Origin of the sequence: Xanthomonas sp. LMG 12460 (genome assembly GCF_009192895.1) — a bacterium.
Classification (GTDB): domain Bacteria; phylum Pseudomonadota; class Gammaproteobacteria; order Xanthomonadales; family Xanthomonadaceae; genus Xanthomonas_A; species Xanthomonas_A sontii.
Window position 1 is genome coordinate 26,970 of sequence record NZ_NKUH01000007.1, and the last position, 16,330, is coordinate 43,299.

General features: G+C 68.4%; 18 protein-coding genes. 8 read left to right on the forward strand and 10 right to left on the reverse strand.

Going from position 1 to position 16,330, the window contains the following annotated elements; genetic code table 11:
• Positions 1 to 76 precede the first annotated feature (76 nt).
• Together CEK66_RS01685 and CEK66_RS01700 are read left to right on the forward strand one after the other, a co-directional pair.
• A complete protein-coding gene (locus CEK66_RS01685; RefSeq protein WP_152235746.1) occupies positions 77 to 1,321 on the forward strand; it encodes a putative DNA modification/repair radical SAM protein in 1,245 nt (414 codons plus the stop codon).
• A gap of 437 nt (positions 1,322 to 1,758) precedes the next feature.
• A complete protein-coding gene (locus CEK66_RS01700; RefSeq protein WP_152235747.1) occupies positions 1,759 to 3,201 on the forward strand; it encodes a UdgX family uracil-DNA binding protein in 1,443 nt (480 codons plus the stop codon).
• 123 nt (positions 3,202 to 3,324) lie between these two features.
• Here CEK66_RS01700 and CEK66_RS01705 read toward each other — a convergent pair whose 3' ends face one another.
• From CEK66_RS01705 to CEK66_RS01715, 3 genes are all read right to left on the reverse strand, one after another.
• Positions 3,325 to 3,915: a fasciclin domain-containing protein gene (locus tag CEK66_RS01705; protein ID WP_017911977.1), complete on the reverse strand. Its 591-nt coding sequence runs from the start codon at positions 3,913 to 3,915 to the stop codon at positions 3,325 to 3,327.
• A gap of 257 nt (positions 3,916 to 4,172) precedes the next feature.
• Positions 4,173 to 4,790 (reverse strand): pentapeptide repeat-containing protein, encoded by a 618-nt coding sequence (locus CEK66_RS01710; RefSeq protein ID WP_226978462.1) that lies wholly within the window; start codon positions 4,788 to 4,790, stop codon positions 4,173 to 4,175.
• A gap of 248 nt (positions 4,791 to 5,038) precedes the next feature.
• Entirely contained in the window at positions 5,039 to 5,707 is a 669-nt protein-coding gene (locus tag CEK66_RS01715) for a class I SAM-dependent methyltransferase (protein WP_152235748.1), read from the reverse strand.
• Positions 5,708 to 5,969: 262 nt separating this feature from the next.
• On the opposite strand from CEK66_RS01715, the gene CEK66_RS01720 reads away from it, so the two are divergent.
• Positions 5,970 to 6,407, forward strand: coding sequence for a hypothetical protein (locus CEK66_RS01720; protein WP_152235749.1), 438 nt, complete (start codon positions 5,970 to 5,972; stop codon positions 6,405 to 6,407).
• Positions 6,408 to 6,697: 290 nt separating this feature from the next.
• Entirely contained in the window at positions 6,698 to 8,335 is a 1,638-nt protein-coding gene (locus CEK66_RS01725; RefSeq protein ID WP_152235750.1) for a Na+/H+ antiporter, read from the forward strand.
• Positions 8,336 to 8,531: 196 nt separating this feature from the next.
• On the opposite strand, the gene CEK66_RS01730 is transcribed toward CEK66_RS01725, so the two are convergent.
• On the reverse strand, positions 8,532 to 9,011 hold the full coding sequence (locus CEK66_RS01730; RefSeq protein ID WP_017907652.1) for an Lrp/AsnC family transcriptional regulator: 480 nt from the start codon (positions 9,009 to 9,011) through the stop codon (positions 8,532 to 8,534).
• 111 nt (positions 9,012 to 9,122) lie between these two features.
• Here CEK66_RS01730 and CEK66_RS01735 point away from each other — a divergent pair, with 111 nt between their 5' ends.
• From CEK66_RS01735 to CEK66_RS01745, 3 genes are all read left to right on the forward strand, one after another.
• A complete protein-coding gene (locus tag CEK66_RS01735; protein WP_152235751.1) occupies positions 9,123 to 10,052 on the forward strand; it encodes a DMT family transporter in 930 nt (309 codons plus the stop codon).
• A gap of 162 nt (positions 10,053 to 10,214) precedes the next feature.
• Positions 10,215 to 11,162 (forward strand): ABC transporter ATP-binding protein, encoded by a 948-nt coding sequence (locus tag CEK66_RS01740; RefSeq protein ID WP_152235752.1) that lies wholly within the window; start codon positions 10,215 to 10,217, stop codon positions 11,160 to 11,162.
• Entirely contained in the window at positions 11,159 to 11,920 is a 762-nt protein-coding gene (locus CEK66_RS01745) for an ABC transporter permease (protein WP_152235753.1), read from the forward strand. Before CEK66_RS01740 ends, CEK66_RS01745 begins: the two co-directional genes overlap by 4 nt.
• Positions 11,921 to 11,999: 79 nt before the next feature.
• Here CEK66_RS01745 and CEK66_RS01750 read toward each other — a convergent pair whose 3' ends face one another.
• On the reverse strand, positions 12,000 to 12,242 hold the full coding sequence (locus tag CEK66_RS01750; RefSeq protein ID WP_010343635.1) for a DUF3297 family protein: 243 nt from the start codon (positions 12,240 to 12,242) through the stop codon (positions 12,000 to 12,002).
• 149 nt (positions 12,243 to 12,391) lie between these two features.
• Between CEK66_RS01750 and CEK66_RS01755 the strand changes: the two genes are divergently transcribed.
• Positions 12,392 to 12,937 carry a hypothetical protein gene (locus CEK66_RS01755; protein ID WP_017907656.1) on the forward strand — a complete coding sequence of 182 codons (546 nt, stop codon included), beginning with the start codon at positions 12,392 to 12,394 and terminating at the stop codon, positions 12,935 to 12,937.
• Between the two features lie 19 nt (positions 12,938 to 12,956).
• Here the strand turns inward: CEK66_RS01755 and CEK66_RS01760 are convergent, their stop codons facing one another.
• From CEK66_RS01760 to CEK66_RS01780, 5 genes are all read right to left on the reverse strand, one after another.
• Positions 12,957 to 13,241 (reverse strand): DUF4031 domain-containing protein, encoded by a 285-nt coding sequence (locus CEK66_RS01760; RefSeq protein ID WP_017907657.1) that lies wholly within the window; start codon positions 13,239 to 13,241, stop codon positions 12,957 to 12,959.
• An 8-nt stretch (positions 13,242 to 13,249) separates the two neighbouring features.
• Positions 13,250 to 13,774, reverse strand: coding sequence for a hypothetical protein (locus CEK66_RS01765; protein ID WP_150411040.1), 525 nt, complete (start codon positions 13,772 to 13,774; stop codon positions 13,250 to 13,252).
• 106 nt (positions 13,775 to 13,880) lie between these two features.
• Positions 13,881 to 15,077, reverse strand: coding sequence for a flagellar motor protein MotB (motB, locus tag CEK66_RS01770; protein ID WP_152235754.1), 1,197 nt, complete (start codon positions 15,075 to 15,077; stop codon positions 13,881 to 13,883).
• 7 nt (positions 15,078 to 15,084) lie between these two features.
• Positions 15,085 to 15,939 (reverse strand): flagellar motor stator protein MotA, encoded by an 855-nt coding sequence (motA, locus tag CEK66_RS01775; RefSeq protein WP_017908926.1) that lies wholly within the window; start codon positions 15,937 to 15,939, stop codon positions 15,085 to 15,087.
• A 114-nt stretch (positions 15,940 to 16,053) separates the two neighbouring features.
• Positions 16,054 to 16,330: MliC family protein (locus CEK66_RS01780; RefSeq protein ID WP_226978463.1), on the reverse strand; the 277-nt coding region annotated here is incomplete at its 5' end.

The window sequence follows — 16,330 nt, forward strand, 5'->3', positions numbered from 1 at the left end:
GAGCGATTCATCGCGGTGAAGGCCGCACCGCATCCGCGTCTCACCGTTTGAGACGCGGACCCGGCATCGTCGGCCGGTGAATACCCTCGAGAAACTCGCCGTGCTCGCCGACGCGGCCAAGTACGACGCGTCCTGCGCCTCCAGCGGCGCCGACAAGCGCCATTCGCTGCGCAGCGGCGGCATCGGCAGCACCGAGGGCATGGGCATCTGCCATTCGTACACGCCCGACGGGCGCTGCGTGTCGTTGCTGAAGATCCTGCTGACCAACTTCTGCGTCTTCGACTGCGCGTACTGCGTCAACCGCGTGTCCAGCAACGTGCGCCGCGCGCGCTTCACCCCGGCCGAAGTGGTCAAGCTGACCCTGGATTTCTACAAGCGCAACTACATCGAAGGGCTGTTCCTCTCCAGCGGCATCATCCGCAACAGCGACTACACCATGGAGCAACTGGTGGAAGTGGCGCGGCAGCTGCGCGAGGAGCACCGCTTCGCCGGCTACATCCATCTCAAGACCATTCCCGACGCGGCGCCGGAGCTGCTCGCCGCCGCCGGCCGCTACGCCGACCGGCTCAGCATCAACGTGGAGTTGCCGACCGAGCGCGGCCTGGCGCAACTGGCGCCGGAGAAGAACGTCGGCGGCATCCGTGCGGCGATGGGCGAATTGCGCTGGCGCATCGAGGAGAGCAAGGAGGCGCGCAAGGCCGAAACCCGCGTCCGCGCCAAGCCGCCGCGCTTCGCCCCGGCCGGGCAGAGCACGCAGATGATCGTCGGCGCCGACGGCGCGGACGATCGCGCGATCCTGCACACCAGCCACAATCTCTACGGCAACTATCGCCTGCGCCGGGTCTACTACTCCGCGTTCAGCCCGATTCCCGACGCCTCCAGCAAGCTGCCGCTGCAGGCGCCGCCGTTGCAGCGCGAGCACCGCCTGTACCAGGCCGACTGGCTGCTGCGGTTCTACGACTTCTCGGTGGAGGAGATCGCCCCGCCTGCGGCCAGCGGCATGCTCGATCTGGACGTGGACCCCAAGCTGGCGTGGGCGCTGCGCAACCCGGAGCGATTCCCGGTGGATCTCAACACCGCCGCGCGCGAACTGTTGTTGCGCGTGCCGGGGCTGGGCACCCGCAACGTCGAGCGCTTGCTGCTGGCGCGGCGGCATGCGCGGCTGCGGGTCGAGGACCTGGCGCGGCTGCGGGTGCCGCTGAAGAAGTTGCTGCCGTTCGTCAGTGTGCTGGACCACCATCCGCGGCAGCGGCTGGACGATCCGCAGCGGCTGCGTGCGCAACTGGCGCCGGCACCGCGGCAGGGGGGCTTGTTTGATTGACGCGGTGGGGTGGGGTGTTGCCATGCTTGCGGCAACGGCAACGGCAACGGCAACGGCAACGGCAACAGCAACAGCAACAGCAACAGCAAAGGCTTTCGCGCCTACGGGCGCGAGTGACTTTTGTCTTGGCAAAAGTCACCAAAACCGCTCCCGCCTGACACGAGCCGGTGCGATACGGCCGCACCGGTCCCCTGCGCTCCTCGCGGCGAGCGGCACGGCGCCCAAACTCGCTTCGCTCAAACAAGGGCGCCTCTTCGGCCGCTCGCCACTCCGGTGCTCGGCTCGCTTTAAGGCGGGAAGTTTTAAAAGCAACATCACGAGCAACAGCAACAGCAACAGCAACATCTGCACGCGCGGCGATGGTTGCGGATGCTGTGTTGGCGGTTGTGTTGCCTTGTTCTGCATTCGTTTCGGTGAGCTGATGCGTGGAGCGGGGCATGTTCCAGGCTGAGGTGGTGCCGCCGTGGAGCCTGGAGGCGTGGCGGGCGGTGGCGCGGGCGGCGTGGTGTGCGCAGGTGGCGCCGGAGACGCTGGCCTGGGACGGCGATGCGCAGGGCGGCCTGCTGGTCGGGACCGACGTCGCGACGTTGCCGACGCAGGTGCCGCCGCCGCGGGTGTCGGCCGAGTTCCTGGCGCTGGCCGGTGCGGTGCTGTGCCATCGCGATCCGCAGCGGCATGCGCTGCTGTACCGGCTGCTGTGGCGCATCGCCGGCGGCGAGCGCGCGCTGCTGCAGCGGGTCACCGATGCCGATGTGCACCGCACCCAGCAATGGGCGCAGGCGGTGCGCCGCGACAGCCACAAGATGAAGGCCTTCGTGCGCTTCCGCGAGGTGCCGGGCGAGCAGGAGGCCTACATCGCCTGGTTCGAGCCGGAACACCACATCGTCGATCGGGTGGCGCCGTTCTTCGCACGCCGTTTCGCCGGCATGCGCTGGGCGATCCTCACCCCGTACCGCAGCGTGCGCTGGGACGGCGAGACGCTGCAGTTCGGCGCCGGTGCGCAGCGTGCCGATGCGCCGGCCGACGACGCGCAGGACACGCTGTGGCGCACCTACTACGCCAACATCTTCAACCCGGCGCGGCTCAATCCGACGATGATGCGCCAGGAGATGCCGCAGAAATACTGGAAGCACCTGCCGGAAGCGCAACTGCTGCCCACGCTGATCCGCGACGCCGGGCAGCGCGTGCGCGAGATGGCCGAGCGCGCGCCCGAGCCGGTGCGGCGGCGCATTCCCGCGCCGGCACCGGCGCCGGTGGTGGCCGCCGACGACAGCCTCGACGCGCTGCGCGCGGCGGCGCGCGACTGCCGCCGCTGTCCGCTGTGGCAGCCGGCCACCCAGACCGTGTTCGGCGAAGGTCCGCAGGATGCCGCAGTGATGGTGGTGGGCGAGCAGCCTGGCGACGAGGAGGACCTGAGCGGGCGTCCCTTCGTCGGCCCGGCCGGGCGCTTGTTCGACCGCGCGTTGCAGGAGCTGGGCGTCGAACGCGCAGGCCTGTACGTCACCAACGCGGTCAAGCATTTTCGTTTCGAGCAGCGCGGCAAGGCGCGGCTGCATCGCAATCCCGAGCGAGCCCATGTCGAGGCCTGCCGGATGTGGCTGGCCGGCGAACTGGCGCGAGTGCGTCCGCGCATCGTGCTGTGCCTGGGCGCGACCGCGGCGCGCGCGGTGCTGGGAAGCGGCTTCAAGCTGATGGCCCAACGTGGGCAATGGCAGGCGCTGGACGACGGCACCCGCGCCCTGGCCACCGTGCATCCGTCGTGGGTGCTGCGCCAGCGCGGCGGGGAGGCGGGCGAGGCCGCCTATCAAGGCTTCGTGGATGACTTGCGCGTGCTGGCGGAGCAGGTGCCCATGCCGCACGCGGGGAATTCCGGCAACTGACCGCTCGTGTGCGTGCTGCAGTTGCCGCCATCGGGGCGCGGCGGCGCGGTTGCAGGCGTGGACGTGCAAAACGGGGACGGCCGTAGCCGCCCCCGCGATGCCAATGCACCCCCCGACGCGTGCTTACGGCATCAAAACCTTGTCCACCACGTGGATCACGCCATTGCTCTGCATCACGTCGGCGGTGGTGACGTGCGCCGTGTTGCCCTTGCTGTCGGTGAGCGTGACCTTGCCGCCGCGGGTCTTGGCGATCAGCGTTTCGCCCTGCACGGTGGTCAGCTTGGCGCTGCCGCCGCCGGCCTTGATCTGCGCCAGCAGTGCCGCCGCATCGAGCTTGCCGGGGACCACGTGGTAGGTCAGCACCTGGGTCAGCTTTTCCTTGTTCTCCGGCTTGAGCAGCGTGTCGACCGTGCCGGCCGGCAACGCGGCGAAGGCGGCATTGGTCGGCGCGAACACGGTGAACGGGCCGGCGCCCTTCAGCGTGTCCACCAGGCCGGCGGCCTTGACCGCGGCGACCAGGGTGGTGTGATCCTTGGAGTTGACCGCGTTGTCGATGATGTCCTTGGTGGCGTACATCGGCGCGCCGCCGACCATCGGATTCGGCTTGGCTTCGCTCATCGCGGCGTGGTCGTGCATCGCGGCCTGGCTGGGGGCGGCCATGGCGGGCAGGGAGACGAGGCCGGCGAGGGCCAGGGACAGCAAGTGGATCTTCATGGGCTTGCTCCTTGAAAGGGATGCGCGGCCAGTCGGCCGTGCACCTGTCTTTACGCGGCCTGCGCCGACGCGGTTGCATCACGCCGTCCAGATAATGATGAACAGGGGGGGGGGCTGGCGGGTACCGTCGCTCGCATCCAGGGCGGTTCAGGCGAGCGCCCTGTCGCACGGTGGTGCAGCCGCAAGGCCGGGCAGCGCTCCGGCGAACGGTCTATACGAGTGCAGGCAGGCCTCATCGTCGGCCTGCGCCGACGAGATCACCGACACTGAGAAGGGATGTCCATATCCTCAAACTGGGCTGCCAGTGGCAGAACGCCAGCCTCAAACCTGGCGCCACGCAAGTCGCATTTCCTGAATTTCGCATCGGCAAAGATGCAGTTGATGAATGTCGATGCTCTGAATTCGACTCTGTCAAAGACTGCGCCGGTAAAATCGCAGTCCATGAATTTTACCCGGCGGCCGCCGTACTCCACTCCGCAAGATCCACCGGAAAGCCTGGCTTTGACGAAATCGGTTTTTTCGCAGATCGCATCATCCATGTTGATTACAAGCTTGCTTTTTGAAAAGTTGCAGTTTTTTATTTCCGATCTGCACAAAAGGGCTCCGTTCAAGCTGGCACTTTCGAAGCTGACATTCATGAAGAAACTATCGTTCGCACTTCCCGATATTTTCGAGTAAGACAGGTCGGTGTTGCTGATCCTCGATTCGAAGAGATTTGCGGCTTTTAACTGCTCCAGGATGGCAGATGGGCCGATGCTGATGCCGGAAAGATCAGCGTCGCGAATGATCGGTCGTCCAGCCGCGATCGAATCGATGCTGTCGATGATGCTCGCCAGATATTCATGGTTTCGCCATTTGGCGGTTGTGTTTTTCATGGGTGGCCGCCTCGGCGATGAATTGGCGGCATGCTATCTGCCATGCCGTTATGGTTGAGCGCGGCTGCAGCTTCGGACGCGCCGCGACGTCCGCACCCTGAGTGGCTGTCGGGCTCAGGGTCCAGGACCGATGATCGGTGTGTCGGAAATGTTTGTCCTGTTGGTTGGCCGGGATCATCCCGGCGATGCCGCTCTCGGAACGTCGCTTTGCGCTGCCGGCACGCGCTGGAGGGCCAAGGCGCGCCGGCTCAGCGGCGCTGCAGCACATAGCTGTTCTCGAAGCCGTGGGCGCAGCCGAGCACATGGAAGTCGCCGAAGTAGCCGGCGGCGCGCAGCAGGTCCACCGCGGGACCGACCTCCGGCGAGTATTCCCAGTCGCCGTAGTCGTCGAACACCACGAACCCGCCGGAGACCACGCTCGGCCCGTACAGCAGGAAATCCAGCAACACGTTGCGCCCGGTGTGGCCGCCGTCGATGTGCAACAGCGCCACCTTCGGCTCCATGGCGTAGAAATGTTCGGCGCAGAATTCGGAATAGCCGCGGATGAAGCGCGCATTGGGCAGCAACTGCTGCCGATAGTGGTTGAATTCCTCGAACTGATTCGGCAGCGCGAACGGATCCATGCCGATCACCCGGCGCTGGCGGCCAGACACCTCGTTCATCAGCACCAGCGACTTGCCCTTCCACACCCCGATCTCCATCAGATCGCCCGGCACGCCCTCCAGCAGCAGGCACAGATAACCCAGCAGCCGCACATGGTCGTGGAAGGACAGCTCGCGTCGCTCCATCGCGTGCTCGGCCGGCAGGCCGGCCTGGGCTTGGACGAAGTGGTCGCCGATCAGGTCCCAGATCCGCGGAATGCTGCCTTCGGCCGCGTGTTCGTCGATGAAGCGGTTGAGTTCCTGGATGGTGAGCATGCGGTCTCCGGCGAAAATGCGCCGGTGTCCGCCACCGGCTCTGCCGCCGGATAGTAGCCTCCTCGGGACACGCCTGGACGCCCCCGCGGGGGCGTGTCGGGTCACGATGCGTCCCGCGGCGCCCGGTCGTCCGCGCGTGGCGACGCAGAGGCATGCATCGCCCGTGGAATCAGTCCTGGTCCGATGGCCGTGGCGTGAGCGTCCGCCGACGCTGCGGTTGTACCGCGATGGGCGCGGTGCAGCCCAACCAGGAGAAAGGACGATGGTCGCACTGCGCGGCAGTCGCAACAATTATCAGCTATCGGCCCACGATGAAGATCTGCAGGACGCCCCGCCGCTGACCCAGAGTGCGGCACGGATGCGCAACAAGGAGGGTACGGCGAAGGCGCGCGCCATCGCACGGTTGTCGGCGGCGACCGGCCTGACGTTGTCGCTCAGCCAGTTTTCGGTGACCAGGACCGCCGTCGGCGACACCGGTCCCTCCACGCCGGTGGAGTGGCGCTACGAGGTCACCACGGGGCAGGGCGCGCGGGCGCGACACTGGACGCTGATGGTCGACATGGACGACGTCCCCGCAGGTGCGCAGGGCAATGGTCCGGACCGGCCGCACGTGGGCTATTCCTATTGGTGCACCGGCTACGACCCGGTGGCGCGGGTGAACGGACATATCTTCGTGGAGTACGTGTCCGCCTCGCGCTGAGGGCGGCGTGGTGGGACGGCGGCACGCATGCCGGGACCGGCGCGACCGCACCGGCATGGTCGCCGTCGGAGCCCGGACGGACCGGCATCTTGAGACGGGCGGCAGTGGCTCGATCAGGGTGAAGCCCCACGTCGGTGCGATTGTGTCCGCGGCGCCGCCTGCCGACCCGGCAGTACGGCCGGACACCGCGCCGCCCGCACCACTGGACATCGCCGCCGCGGTGCGCTTTGCTTGCAGGCTCCCCCATTCATGGGCGGCGCCGCCGGCGTGGCGCCGCCGTCCGGACGAGCATGCATTCGATCGAAGTGGTCTTGGCGATGTTGCTGGCCGTGGTGGCCAGCGGCTACCTGGTGCGCGTACTGCCGTTTTCGCTGCCGTTGCCGCTGGTGCAGATCGGCCTGGGCGCGATCATCGCCGGGGTGTTCAAGAAGGGTTATGCGCTGGAGCCGGAGCTGTTCTTCCTGCTGTTCCTGCCGCCGCTGCTGTTCCTGGACGGCTGGCGCATCCCCAAGCAGGGCCTGTTCCGCGACAAGGGCGTGATCCTGGAGCTGGCGCTGGGCCTGGTGGTGTTCACCGTGATCGGCGCCGGCTTCCTGATCCACTGGATGATCCCGACCATGCCGCTGGCGGTGGCGTTCGCGCTGGCCGCGGTGGTGTCGCCGACCGATCCGATCGCGGTGTCCTCGATCGCCGCGCGCGCGCCGATCCCCAAGCGGCTGATGCACATCCTGGAAGGCGAGTCGCTGCTCAACGACGCCTCCGGCCTGGTCTGCTTCCAGTTCGCGGTGGCCGCGGCGATCACCGGCACGTTTTCGCTGGCCGATGCCTCGCTGACCTTCCTGTGGGTGGCGCTGGTCGGCGTGGCCGCCGGCATCGCGGTGGTGGTCGGCACCAGCCTGGCGCAGCGCTGGGTGTGGCGCCAGGTCGGCGAGGAGCCGGGCGCGGCGATCCTGGTCAACCTGTTGTTGCCGTTCGCCGCCTACCTGCTGGCCGAGGCGATCAACGCCTCGGGCATCCTCGCCGCGGTCGCCGCCGGCATCGCCATGAGCTACGTGGAACTGAGCGGCCGCGCCCCGGGCAGCATGCGCGTGCAGCGCTCGGCGGTGTGGGACATGGTCCAGTTCACCCTCAACGGCATCATGTTCGTGCTGCTCGGCGAGCAGTTGCCGGGCATCGTGCAGGGCGCCATGCACAACATGGACGAAGCCGGACACCTGGACCCGTGGTGGCTGCCCGCCTACGCGCTGGCGATCTACGTCGGCCTGCTGTTGCTGCGCTTCCTGTGGGTGTGGCTGTCGCTGCGCTGGACCCTGCTCAAGGCGCGCCGTCGCGGCGAGGACCGGCAGAGCCCGCCGTGGCGGATCGTGGTGGCGACCTCGCTGGCCGGCGTGCGCGGCGCGATCACCCTGGCCGGCGTGCTGACCCTGCCGCTGGCCCTGCCCGGCGGCGCCGCGTTCCCGGCGCGCGACCTGGCGATCTTCCTGGCCAGCGCGGTGATCGTCACTTCGCTGCTGGTCGCCAGCATCGGCCTGCCGCGGCTGCTGCGCGGCCTGGAGTTGCCGGAAGAGCCGACCGATCGCCTGGAGGAAGACCTGGCCCGCCGCGAGTCCTCGCGCGCGGCGCTGGCGGCGGTGGAGAAGCTGCGCCAGCGGCTGGTGCAGGACAGCGAGCACGCCGATCTCTACAACGAGGCCGCCAACCGGGTCAGCGCGCTGTACCAGCGCCATCTCGACCATGGCGAGGCGATGGAGAGCGATCCGGAGGAGGCGCGGCGCCTGGACTCGGTGCTGCGCCAGCTGCGGCACGCCGGCCTGCAGGCCGAACGCCAGGAACTGTTCAAGCTGACCCGCCAGCGCAAGATCTCCGACGAGATCGCGCGGCGGCTGATCCGCAACCTGGATCTGCTGGAGGCGCGGCGCAAGAGTTGATCGACGGCCGGGAATGGGGAGTCGGGAATGGGGATTCGTGAAAGCGGCTTCCTGGCGTCGTTTTGGGCTCGCCGCGATGCCACTTTCGGCGCGCGCCGGTTCACTGCTCGTCGCTTTCTGCCCGCCAGGGGCGCACGCCGGCCTGCGCCCCTGGCGCTGTGTGGTCTGTTGCAAGCCGCGTGGCTAGCGCATCGCGCTAGGCGTCCTCGGCCAGCGGCGGCAGCCGTCGCGGCACCGGGGTCGACTTCACGATGGCGGAGTTGGTTTCGGCGCGATCGGTGACTTTTGCCAGGATGCTGTCCAGGTGCTCGATGTTGCGCAGGTACAGCCGGCAGATGAAGCAGTCCTCGCCGGTCACCTTGTCGCACTCGACGAATTCCGGGATGCGCTGCAGCAGTTCCTCCACTAGGTGCAACTGCCCCGGCAGCGGTTTGACCCGCACGATCGCCTGCAAGGTGTAGCCCAGCGCGCGCGGATCGAGCTCGACCGTGAATCCGGCGATCACGCCCTGGTGCTGCAGCCGGCGCACGCGGTCGGCGGTCGCCGGGGCCGACAGGCCGATCTGCCGGGCCAGTTCGCTGGTCGCCATGCGCGCGTCTTGCGCCAATGCAGCCAGGATGGCGCGGTCGATCGCGTCGAGTGGGGCGATGGCGGGAGGGGAAAGGCGGGTTTGCATGGTGACCTTCATTTTTTAGGTGAACTCCGCAATTGGCCTAAGTTTAAGCATATTTTCGCGGAATTTCGGTTTCTACAATGACGGCTGTTCGCAGCATTGAAAGGAACCGGGATGGCCTCGAACGAGATTCGCCGTGGTGCGGCCGAGATGGTCGTGGCCATGCTCATGTCCGGCACGATCGGCTGGCTGGTGGTGTCGTCGGGGCAGTCGCCGTTCAACGTGGTGTTCTTCCGCTGCCTGTTCGGCGCGGCCACGCTGCTCATCGTCTGCGCGGCGCTGGGCCTGTTGCGGCGCAAGGCGTTCTCGCCGCGGATGCTGGCGCTGGTGCTGCTCGGCGGGATCGCGATCGTGGGCAACTGGTTGCTGCTGTTCGCCGCCTACGGCCGCGCGTCGATTTCGATGGCCACCGCCGTCTACAACACGCAGCCGTTCATGCTGGTCGGGCTCGGCGCGCTCGTGTTCCGCGAGCGCATCAGCGCCTCGACCGTGGGGTGGCTGGCGGTGGCGTTCGTCGGCCTGGTGGGCGTGGTGCGCATCGCGCCTGCGGTGCTCGCGGTGCCGGGCGAGTACCTGCAGGGCGTCGCCCTGGCGCTCGGTGCCGCGTTTCTGTACGCGGTGTCGTCGATCGTCACCAAGCACCTGAAAGGCACGCCGCCGCATCTGCTCGCGCTGCTGCAACTGGGCATCGGCATCGTGTTGCTGGCGCCGTTCGTGCATTTCGATGCCTTGCCCAGCCGTCCCGGCCAATGGCTGGATCTGGTCGTGCTCGGCGTGGTCAACACCGGGGTGATGTACGTGCTGCTGTACGGCGCCATTCAGGCGCTGCCCACCGCGATGATCGGGGCGCTGTCGTTCATCTATCCGGTGGTGGCGATCGCGGTCGATCGCATCGCCTTCGGGCAGTCGCTGGCGTGGACGCAGGTACTCGGGGCGCTGCTGATCCTGCTGGCGGCGGCCGGGGTCAACTTCGGCTGGCGCGTGCTGCCGTGGCCGCGCGCAGCGCGGGCGCCTGCCAGCCGGCTCAAGACCGGCGAGCGCTAGTCCACGGCGCGACGACGGCGTCGCCCGGCGTTTGCGGATACCTCGCTGGCGCACTGTCCCGCATCCGGGAGAGTGCTTCCGCCGGATCGGGATTTATCCATCACAAGCCGGCTTCTACCCTGGGGGCCGTTTCCGCAGCCGCCGCGCGCCCAGGGAGTCCCCGTGTCGCCGATCATTTCCGTACAACAGCTCACCAAGACCTATGCCGGGGGCTTCCAGGCGCTCAAGGGCATCGATCTGGAGATCCGCCGCGGCGAGATCTTCGCCCTGCTCGGCCCCAACGGCGCCGGCAAGACCACGCTGATCAGCATCATTTGTGGCCTGGTCACGCCCAGCAGCGGCCGGGTGCTGGCCGATGGCCACGACATCGTGCGCGACTACCGCGCCGCGCGCAGCAAGATCGGCCTGGTGCCGCAGGAACTGGCCACCGATGCGTTCGAGACGGTGTGGGCGACGGTGCGCTTCAGCCGCGGCCTGTTCGGCAAGCCGCGCGACGACGCCCATCTGGAGCGGGTTCTGCGCGAGCTGTCGCTGTGGGACAAGCGCGGCAGCCGCATCTCCACCCTGTCCGGCGGCATGAAGCGGCGCGTGCTGATCGCCAAGGCGCTGGCGCACGAGCCGTCCATCCTGTTCCTGGACGAACCCACCGCCGGGGTCGACGTGGAGCTGCGCCACGACATGTGGCAGATGGTGCGGCGCCTGCGCGAGCAGGGCACCACCATCATCCTGACCACGCACTACATCGAGGAAGCCGAGGACATGGCCGACCGCGTGGGCGTGGTCAATCGCGGCGAACTGGTGCTGGTGGAGGACAAGCGCACGCTGATGCGCAAGCTCGGCAAGAAGCAACTGGCGCTGACCCTGCAGGCACCGCTGCACGCGTTGCCGCCGGCGCTGGCGGCGCAGCCATTGGAGCTGTCCGCCGACGGTACGACACTGACCTACACCTACGACGCGCAGGCCGCGCAGACCGGCATCGGCCCGCTGCTGCGGCAACTGGAGGCGCAGGGCGTGGAGATCAAGGATCTGCAGTCCAGCGAGAGTTCGCTGGAGGAGATCTTCGTCAACCTGGTGCGGCCGGCGTCGGCCGCGGCGGAGGTGCGCGCATGAACCTGCACGCGATCGCCGCGATCTACCGCTTCGAGATGGCGCGCACCTTCCGCACGCTGACCCAGTCCATCGCCTCGCCGGTGCTGTCGACCTCGCTGTACTTCGTGGTGTTCGGCGCGGCGATCGGTTCGCGCATGGGCGCCATCGACGGCATCAGCTATGGCGCCTACATCATCCCCGGGCTGGTGATGCTGTCGCTGCTCAGCGAAAGCATCTCCAACGCCTCCTTCGGCATCTACATGCCGCGCTGGGCCGGCACCATCTACGAGGTGCTGTCGGCGCCGGTGGCGTGGTGGGAGGTGGTGATCGGCTATGTCGGCGCGGCGGCCAGCAAGTCGGTGCTGCTGGGCCTGCTGATCCTGCTCACCGCACGCGCCTTCGTGCCGTACGAGATCGCGCATCCGCTGTGGATGTTCGGCTTCCTGGTGCTGACCGCGCTGACCTTCAGCCTGTTCGGCTTCATCATCGGCGTGTGGGCCGACGGCTTCGAGAAGCTGCAGGTGATCCCGCTGATGGTGATCACGCCGCTGACCTTCCTCGGCGGCAGCTTCTACTCGATCAACATGCTGCCGCCGCTGTGGCAGAAGATCAGCCTGTTCAACCCGGTGGTGTACCTGATCAGCGGCTTCCGCTGGGCGTTCTACGGCAAGGCCGACGTGCACATCGCGACCAGCCTGGGCATGACCCTGGCGTTCCTGGCGCTGTGCCTGGGCGTGGTGTGGGCGATCTTCCGCAGCGGCTACCGGCTCAAGCCCTGAGGCGGCAGCGGGGGCCGCGGCGTGCGGCCGTGCGTCGCAGCAGCATGCCGGCAGGCGCGGCGCCTGCCGGCGGTCGCGCCTACTTGGCGTCGAGCCAGAAGGCTTCGACCGTGCCCTTGACCTTCATGGTCATCGGGTTGCCGCGGCGGTCGCGCGCCTTGCCGACCTGGACGCGGATCCAGCCTTCGCTGATCGAGTACTCCTCGACGTTGTCGCGCTCCACGCCGTTGAAGCGGATGCCGACGCCGCGCGACAGCGTCTCGGCATCGTGGAAGGGGCTCTGCGGGCTGACCGCCAGGCGGTCGGGGGGCGTGTCGGACATCGTGGTGGCTTCGCGTGGCGGCGGACAGCGCCGTCTTCCGGGCTGCGAAGGATAAACGCCTGCGGCGCCGTTGCCGAGTTCCGTGCGCTTCCGTCGCCGCGGCGGGCACGGCACACTTGCACCTTCCCTTCCATCCGCCGGCTCACGCCATGCCCGACAACAGCACCGATTACGACGATCCCGACGATCTGCACGACGAGCTCGACGACGATCCGGACACCCAGCAAGGGCTGATCTGGAACCTGCTGCTGCTGATCAATCCCGGCGACGAGGAAAGTGCGCTGCGTCAGTTCAACGCGTTCCGCGAAGCGCGCGCCGAGCACGAGGGCGAAGAGGACGACGGCTGGTTGTGGACGCTGAAGGATGCCATCGACTGGAGTGCCGGCTTCTACGTGGACTGGAAGGACACCGAGTCGCTGATAGGCGCGATCGACGAGCTGGCGACGCGCTGGAACCTGCGCATCGATTGGGGCGGCGACGTGGACGACGAGGACTTCCTCGACAGCCATGACGTGCCGGCGCTGCTGAACGTCGCCTACGACCGCCTGCGCGAACACGGCTATACCCTCTGGTGCTGGGACACCGAGGGCGATGCGTACGCCGGGTGGATGGCGCTCAGCCGCGACGACGAGGACATGCGGCGCCTGGCGGCGCTGCTGGACATCGAACTGCGCCCGGGCAGCGATCCGTTCTAGGCGGACGTGGCGCCGCCGTTCACCGCGCCTCGCCGCGCGCCTGCGCACGTGCATTGCGGATCAATGCTTTCAGCAGCTCGCGGTCGCTGTGCCGCGAGACCGGCACCGCACCCAGGCGGATCGCGTCGTCGCGCAGGGCGGCGGGCACGTCGTAGTGCGCGCCGCTGAGCTTGTTCTGGAAGGCGCGGCGGGGAATGCCCAGCCGCGCCGCCATGGCGTGCAGTTCGTCCAGCGTGTCGGCGAGCAGGTGGCCCCAGCGCTGGCCCCGCCAGGGATGCACCGCATCGTCGATGTAGACCGCCACGCGCCAGGTCAGGCCGGCTTGTGCGTGCCGTCGGCGTCCGCCGCGGGTTCCGCGGTGGCGCTGCCGTCGGCCTCGGCCGGAGCGGCATCGCCCGTCTCCGCCGCGGCGTCCGCGTCGGCCCCGTCCTCGTCCGCATCCTCTGCCGCGCCATCGCCCGCCGCGAACTCGGCAACCAGCGCGTCCAGGTACTCGGTCGGGGTCTGGCCGGCCTCGGCCGCCAGCGCGTCGATCATCTGCTGCAGCTGCGTGGAGTAGTCCAGGGTGATGGTGTTGCCTTCCTGCTCCTGCAGGTTGGCCAGGTGCTTGAGCATCGCCAGCATCGGCACCGGATTGTCGGCATTGCCCATGGTCTGGCCACCGACCGACAGCAACCACTGGCGACCCTGCAGGCCGATCGCGGCCAGCACGCGGCCGCTCTCGTTCTGCAGCACGGCGTGGTTGGCGATGGGCTGCTCGCGGCCCAGGCGGGCGAAGGGGCGCGGCGACTGCTGCTTCTTGCGCTTGTCGCGCTTGGCTTTGGATTGCTTGGACACGGCGGTCTCGTTGGCGAAGTGGCGGCCATTGTAAGCGCCGCGCCGTGTGCGGTCCCGCCGGGCCGGTGCGGCGCGGTCATCGCCCGCGCGCGCGGCGGCGGCGCGGTCAGCGCGTGTTGGTCGCTGCCGGGGTCCCGCCGGGGGCGGCGGTGCTCGCCACCGGTGCGCTGCCGTTGATGCTGCGCAAGGCATCGCGCGCGGCCGCGGCCGCGGCTTCCGGCGAGGTCGTGCGCGGCTCGGCGATTTGCACCGAGGCCTTGCCCGACGTCGCGGCCGGCGCCGTCGGGGTAGCGCCGTTGCTGGCGGCAGGCGCCGCCGCGGGCGCGCCCTTGCCGGTGGTCGGCGCGGCGGCCGCGTCCCCCGCCGCGGCGCTCAGGTCAGGCACCTTGGTGTCGGCGTCGGGCTGCACCGTGCCCAGGGCGACGCTGTGATCGCCGTCGGCGGTGGCGGCGTCCTCGGCATCCTTGGTCATCACCACGATGCTGATGCGGCGGTTGATCGGATTGTTCGGCACCTGCTTGTCGAACAGCACCGAGGAGGACAGCCCGACCACGCGCGAGACCTTGTCCTCGCCCATGCCGCCGGCGACCAGTTCGCGGCGCGCGGCGTTGGCGCGGTCCGCGCTCAGTTCCCAGTTGCTGTAGCCGTTCTTGCCGCTGTACTGGGTGACGTCGGTGTGGCCGGTGATGCTGATGTGGTTGGGCACCTGGTTGATGAAGCCGGACAGCTCGTGGAGGATGCCGCGGGTGTAGGGCTTGAGCACCGCGCTGCCGAGGTCGAACATCGGCCGGTTTTCCTTGTCCACGATCTGGATGCGCAGGCCGTCCGGGGTCAGGTCCAGCAGCAGCTGGTCCTTGAACGGTTCCAGCGCCTGGCTCTTGTCGATGGCTTCCTTCAGCTCCTGCATCAGCGTTTCCAGGCGTTGCTTCTCCTTCTCGCGCTGCGTGGTCTTGCTGTCGTCGCCCTTCAGGCTCTTGCTGCCGAACGGATCCTTGTTGTTGCCGCGCTGCATCTCGCCGGCGCCGCCGAGCTTGATCATCGAGGTGCTGGCGCCGCCGGGGCCGGCCATGCCGGGGCTCGGCGCCGGGCTCTTGCCGGCCAGCGGGCTGGGATTGCGGAAGTATTCGGCGATCGCCGCGCGCTGTTCCTTGGTGGTGGCCGCCACCAGCCACAGCACCAGGAAGAACGCCATCATCGCGGTCACGAAGTCGGCATAGGCCACCTTCCACGCGCCGCCGTGGTGGCCGCCGCCCTGGACCTTCTTGACCCGGCGGATGACGACGGTGGATTTGGTCTCGGCCATGACCGCGTTACTTGATCGTCTTCAGATGCGATTCGAAGTCGGCGAAGCTCGGCCGCACGTCGGTCGGCAGGGTCTTGCGCGCGAATTCGAGGGCGATCTTCGGGTTGTAGCCGCGCAGGCAGGCCAGCAGCGCGGTCTTCACCGATTCGAAGATGCGGCTGTCCTGCTCGGCGCGCGCTTCCATCGCCGCCGACAGCGGCGCGACGAAGCCGTAGGCCAGCAGGATGCCGAGGAAGGTGCCGACCAGCGCCGCGCCGACGTGGTGGCCGATCTCTTCGATCGGGCCGCCGATCGAGCCCATGGTGATGACGATGCCCAGCACCGCGGCGACGATGCCGAAACCGGGCAGGCCGTCGGACACCTTGCTCAGCGCATGCGCCGGCGCCATCGCCTCGTGGTGGTGCTTCTCCAGCTCCAGTTCCAGCAGCGGTTCCAGTTCGTGCGGCTCGATGTTGCTGCCGATCATCAGGCGCAGGCAGTCGGTGATGAAGTCGAGCAGGTGGTGGTCGGCCAGCACCTTCGGGTAGTTGCCGAAGATCGCGCTGTCGGCCGGGCGCTCGACGTGGTCTTCCAGGGCCATGAAGCCGTCGCGGCGCGCCTTGTTCAGCAGTTCGTAGATCAGGGTCAGGGTGCTGCGGTAGTCGTCGGCCTTGTACTGCGGGCCCTTGAACACGCCCAGCACGCCGGAGAGCGTCGCCTTGACGATCTTGCCCGGGGTGCTGACCAGGAACGCGCCCAGCGCCGCGCCACCGATGATCATCAGCTCGTAGGGCTGCCACAGCGCGCCGAGTTTGCCGTGCGACAGCACGTAGCCGCCGACCACGCTGATGATGACGACGATGAAGCCAACGATGATGAGCATGGCGGGGCAGCCTGCGGGCCGAAGCGGGGACGCTCTAGATGTCGGCCCCGCCGCGCCATTCTGAAGGTGTGAACTGTGCCGGGTTTTTGGCGGCGGCCGCGCCCGCGCCGGTCTTCAGCCGGTCATGCCGCTGTCGTGGCGGACGCATTTGAGGGTCTCGCCCAGGCCGGCCAGGGTCAGTGTGGCCTGGTCCGGCTGCGACTGCCAGAAGGTATTGCCCAGGGCGTCGGTGTAGCGCGCGCCGGTGGCGCCGCCGGCATCGGTGCGCTGCATGTCCAGGCGGGTGCCGCGCACCTGCAGGGCCAGGCGCTCGCGCGCCGGATCGGCGGCCGCCTGCACCAGTTCCTCGCCGCAGCGCCACTGCATGGGCAGGGCATCGGCCTGCAGGCCG

Bases quoted from the DNA above. Each gene is read 5' to 3' on its own strand.
- CEK66_RS01750 (WP_010343635.1), bottom strand. From the start codon at position 12,242: ATGTCCGACACGCCCCCCGACCGCCTGGCGGTCAGCCCGCAGAGCCCC.
- CEK66_RS01730 (WP_017907652.1), bottom strand. From the start codon at position 9,011: ATGCAAACCCGCCTTTCCCCTCCCGCCATCGCCCCACTCGACGCGATC.
- CEK66_RS01720 (WP_152235749.1), top strand. From the start codon at position 5,970: ATGGTCGCACTGCGCGGCAGTCGCAACAATTATCAGCTATCGGCCCAC.
- CEK66_RS01755 (WP_017907656.1), top strand. From the start codon at position 12,392: ATGCCCGACAACAGCACCGATTACGACGATCCCGACGATCTGCACGAC.
- CEK66_RS01715 (WP_152235748.1), bottom strand. From the start codon at position 5,707: ATGCTCACCATCCAGGAACTCAACCGCTTCATCGACGAACACGCGGCC.
- CEK66_RS01735 (WP_152235751.1), top strand. From the start codon at position 9,123: ATGGCCTCGAACGAGATTCGCCGTGGTGCGGCCGAGATGGTCGTGGCC.
- CEK66_RS01745 (WP_152235753.1), top strand. From the start codon at position 11,159: ATGAACCTGCACGCGATCGCCGCGATCTACCGCTTCGAGATGGCGCGC.
- CEK66_RS01700 (WP_152235747.1), top strand. From the start codon at position 1,759: ATGTTCCAGGCTGAGGTGGTGCCGCCGTGGAGCCTGGAGGCGTGGCGG.
- motA (WP_017908926.1), bottom strand. From the start codon at position 15,939: ATGCTCATCATCGTTGGCTTCATCGTCGTCATCATCAGCGTGGTCGGC.
- CEK66_RS01705 (WP_017911977.1), bottom strand. From the start codon at position 3,915: ATGAAGATCCACTTGCTGTCCCTGGCCCTCGCCGGCCTCGTCTCCCTG.
- CEK66_RS01725 (WP_152235750.1), top strand. From the start codon at position 6,698: ATGCATTCGATCGAAGTGGTCTTGGCGATGTTGCTGGCCGTGGTGGCC.
- CEK66_RS01710 (WP_226978462.1), bottom strand. From the start codon at position 4,790: ATGAAAAACACAACCGCCAAATGGCGAAACCATGAATATCTGGCGAGC.
- motB (WP_152235754.1), bottom strand. From the start codon at position 15,077: ATGGCCGAGACCAAATCCACCGTCGTCATCCGCCGGGTCAAGAAGGTC.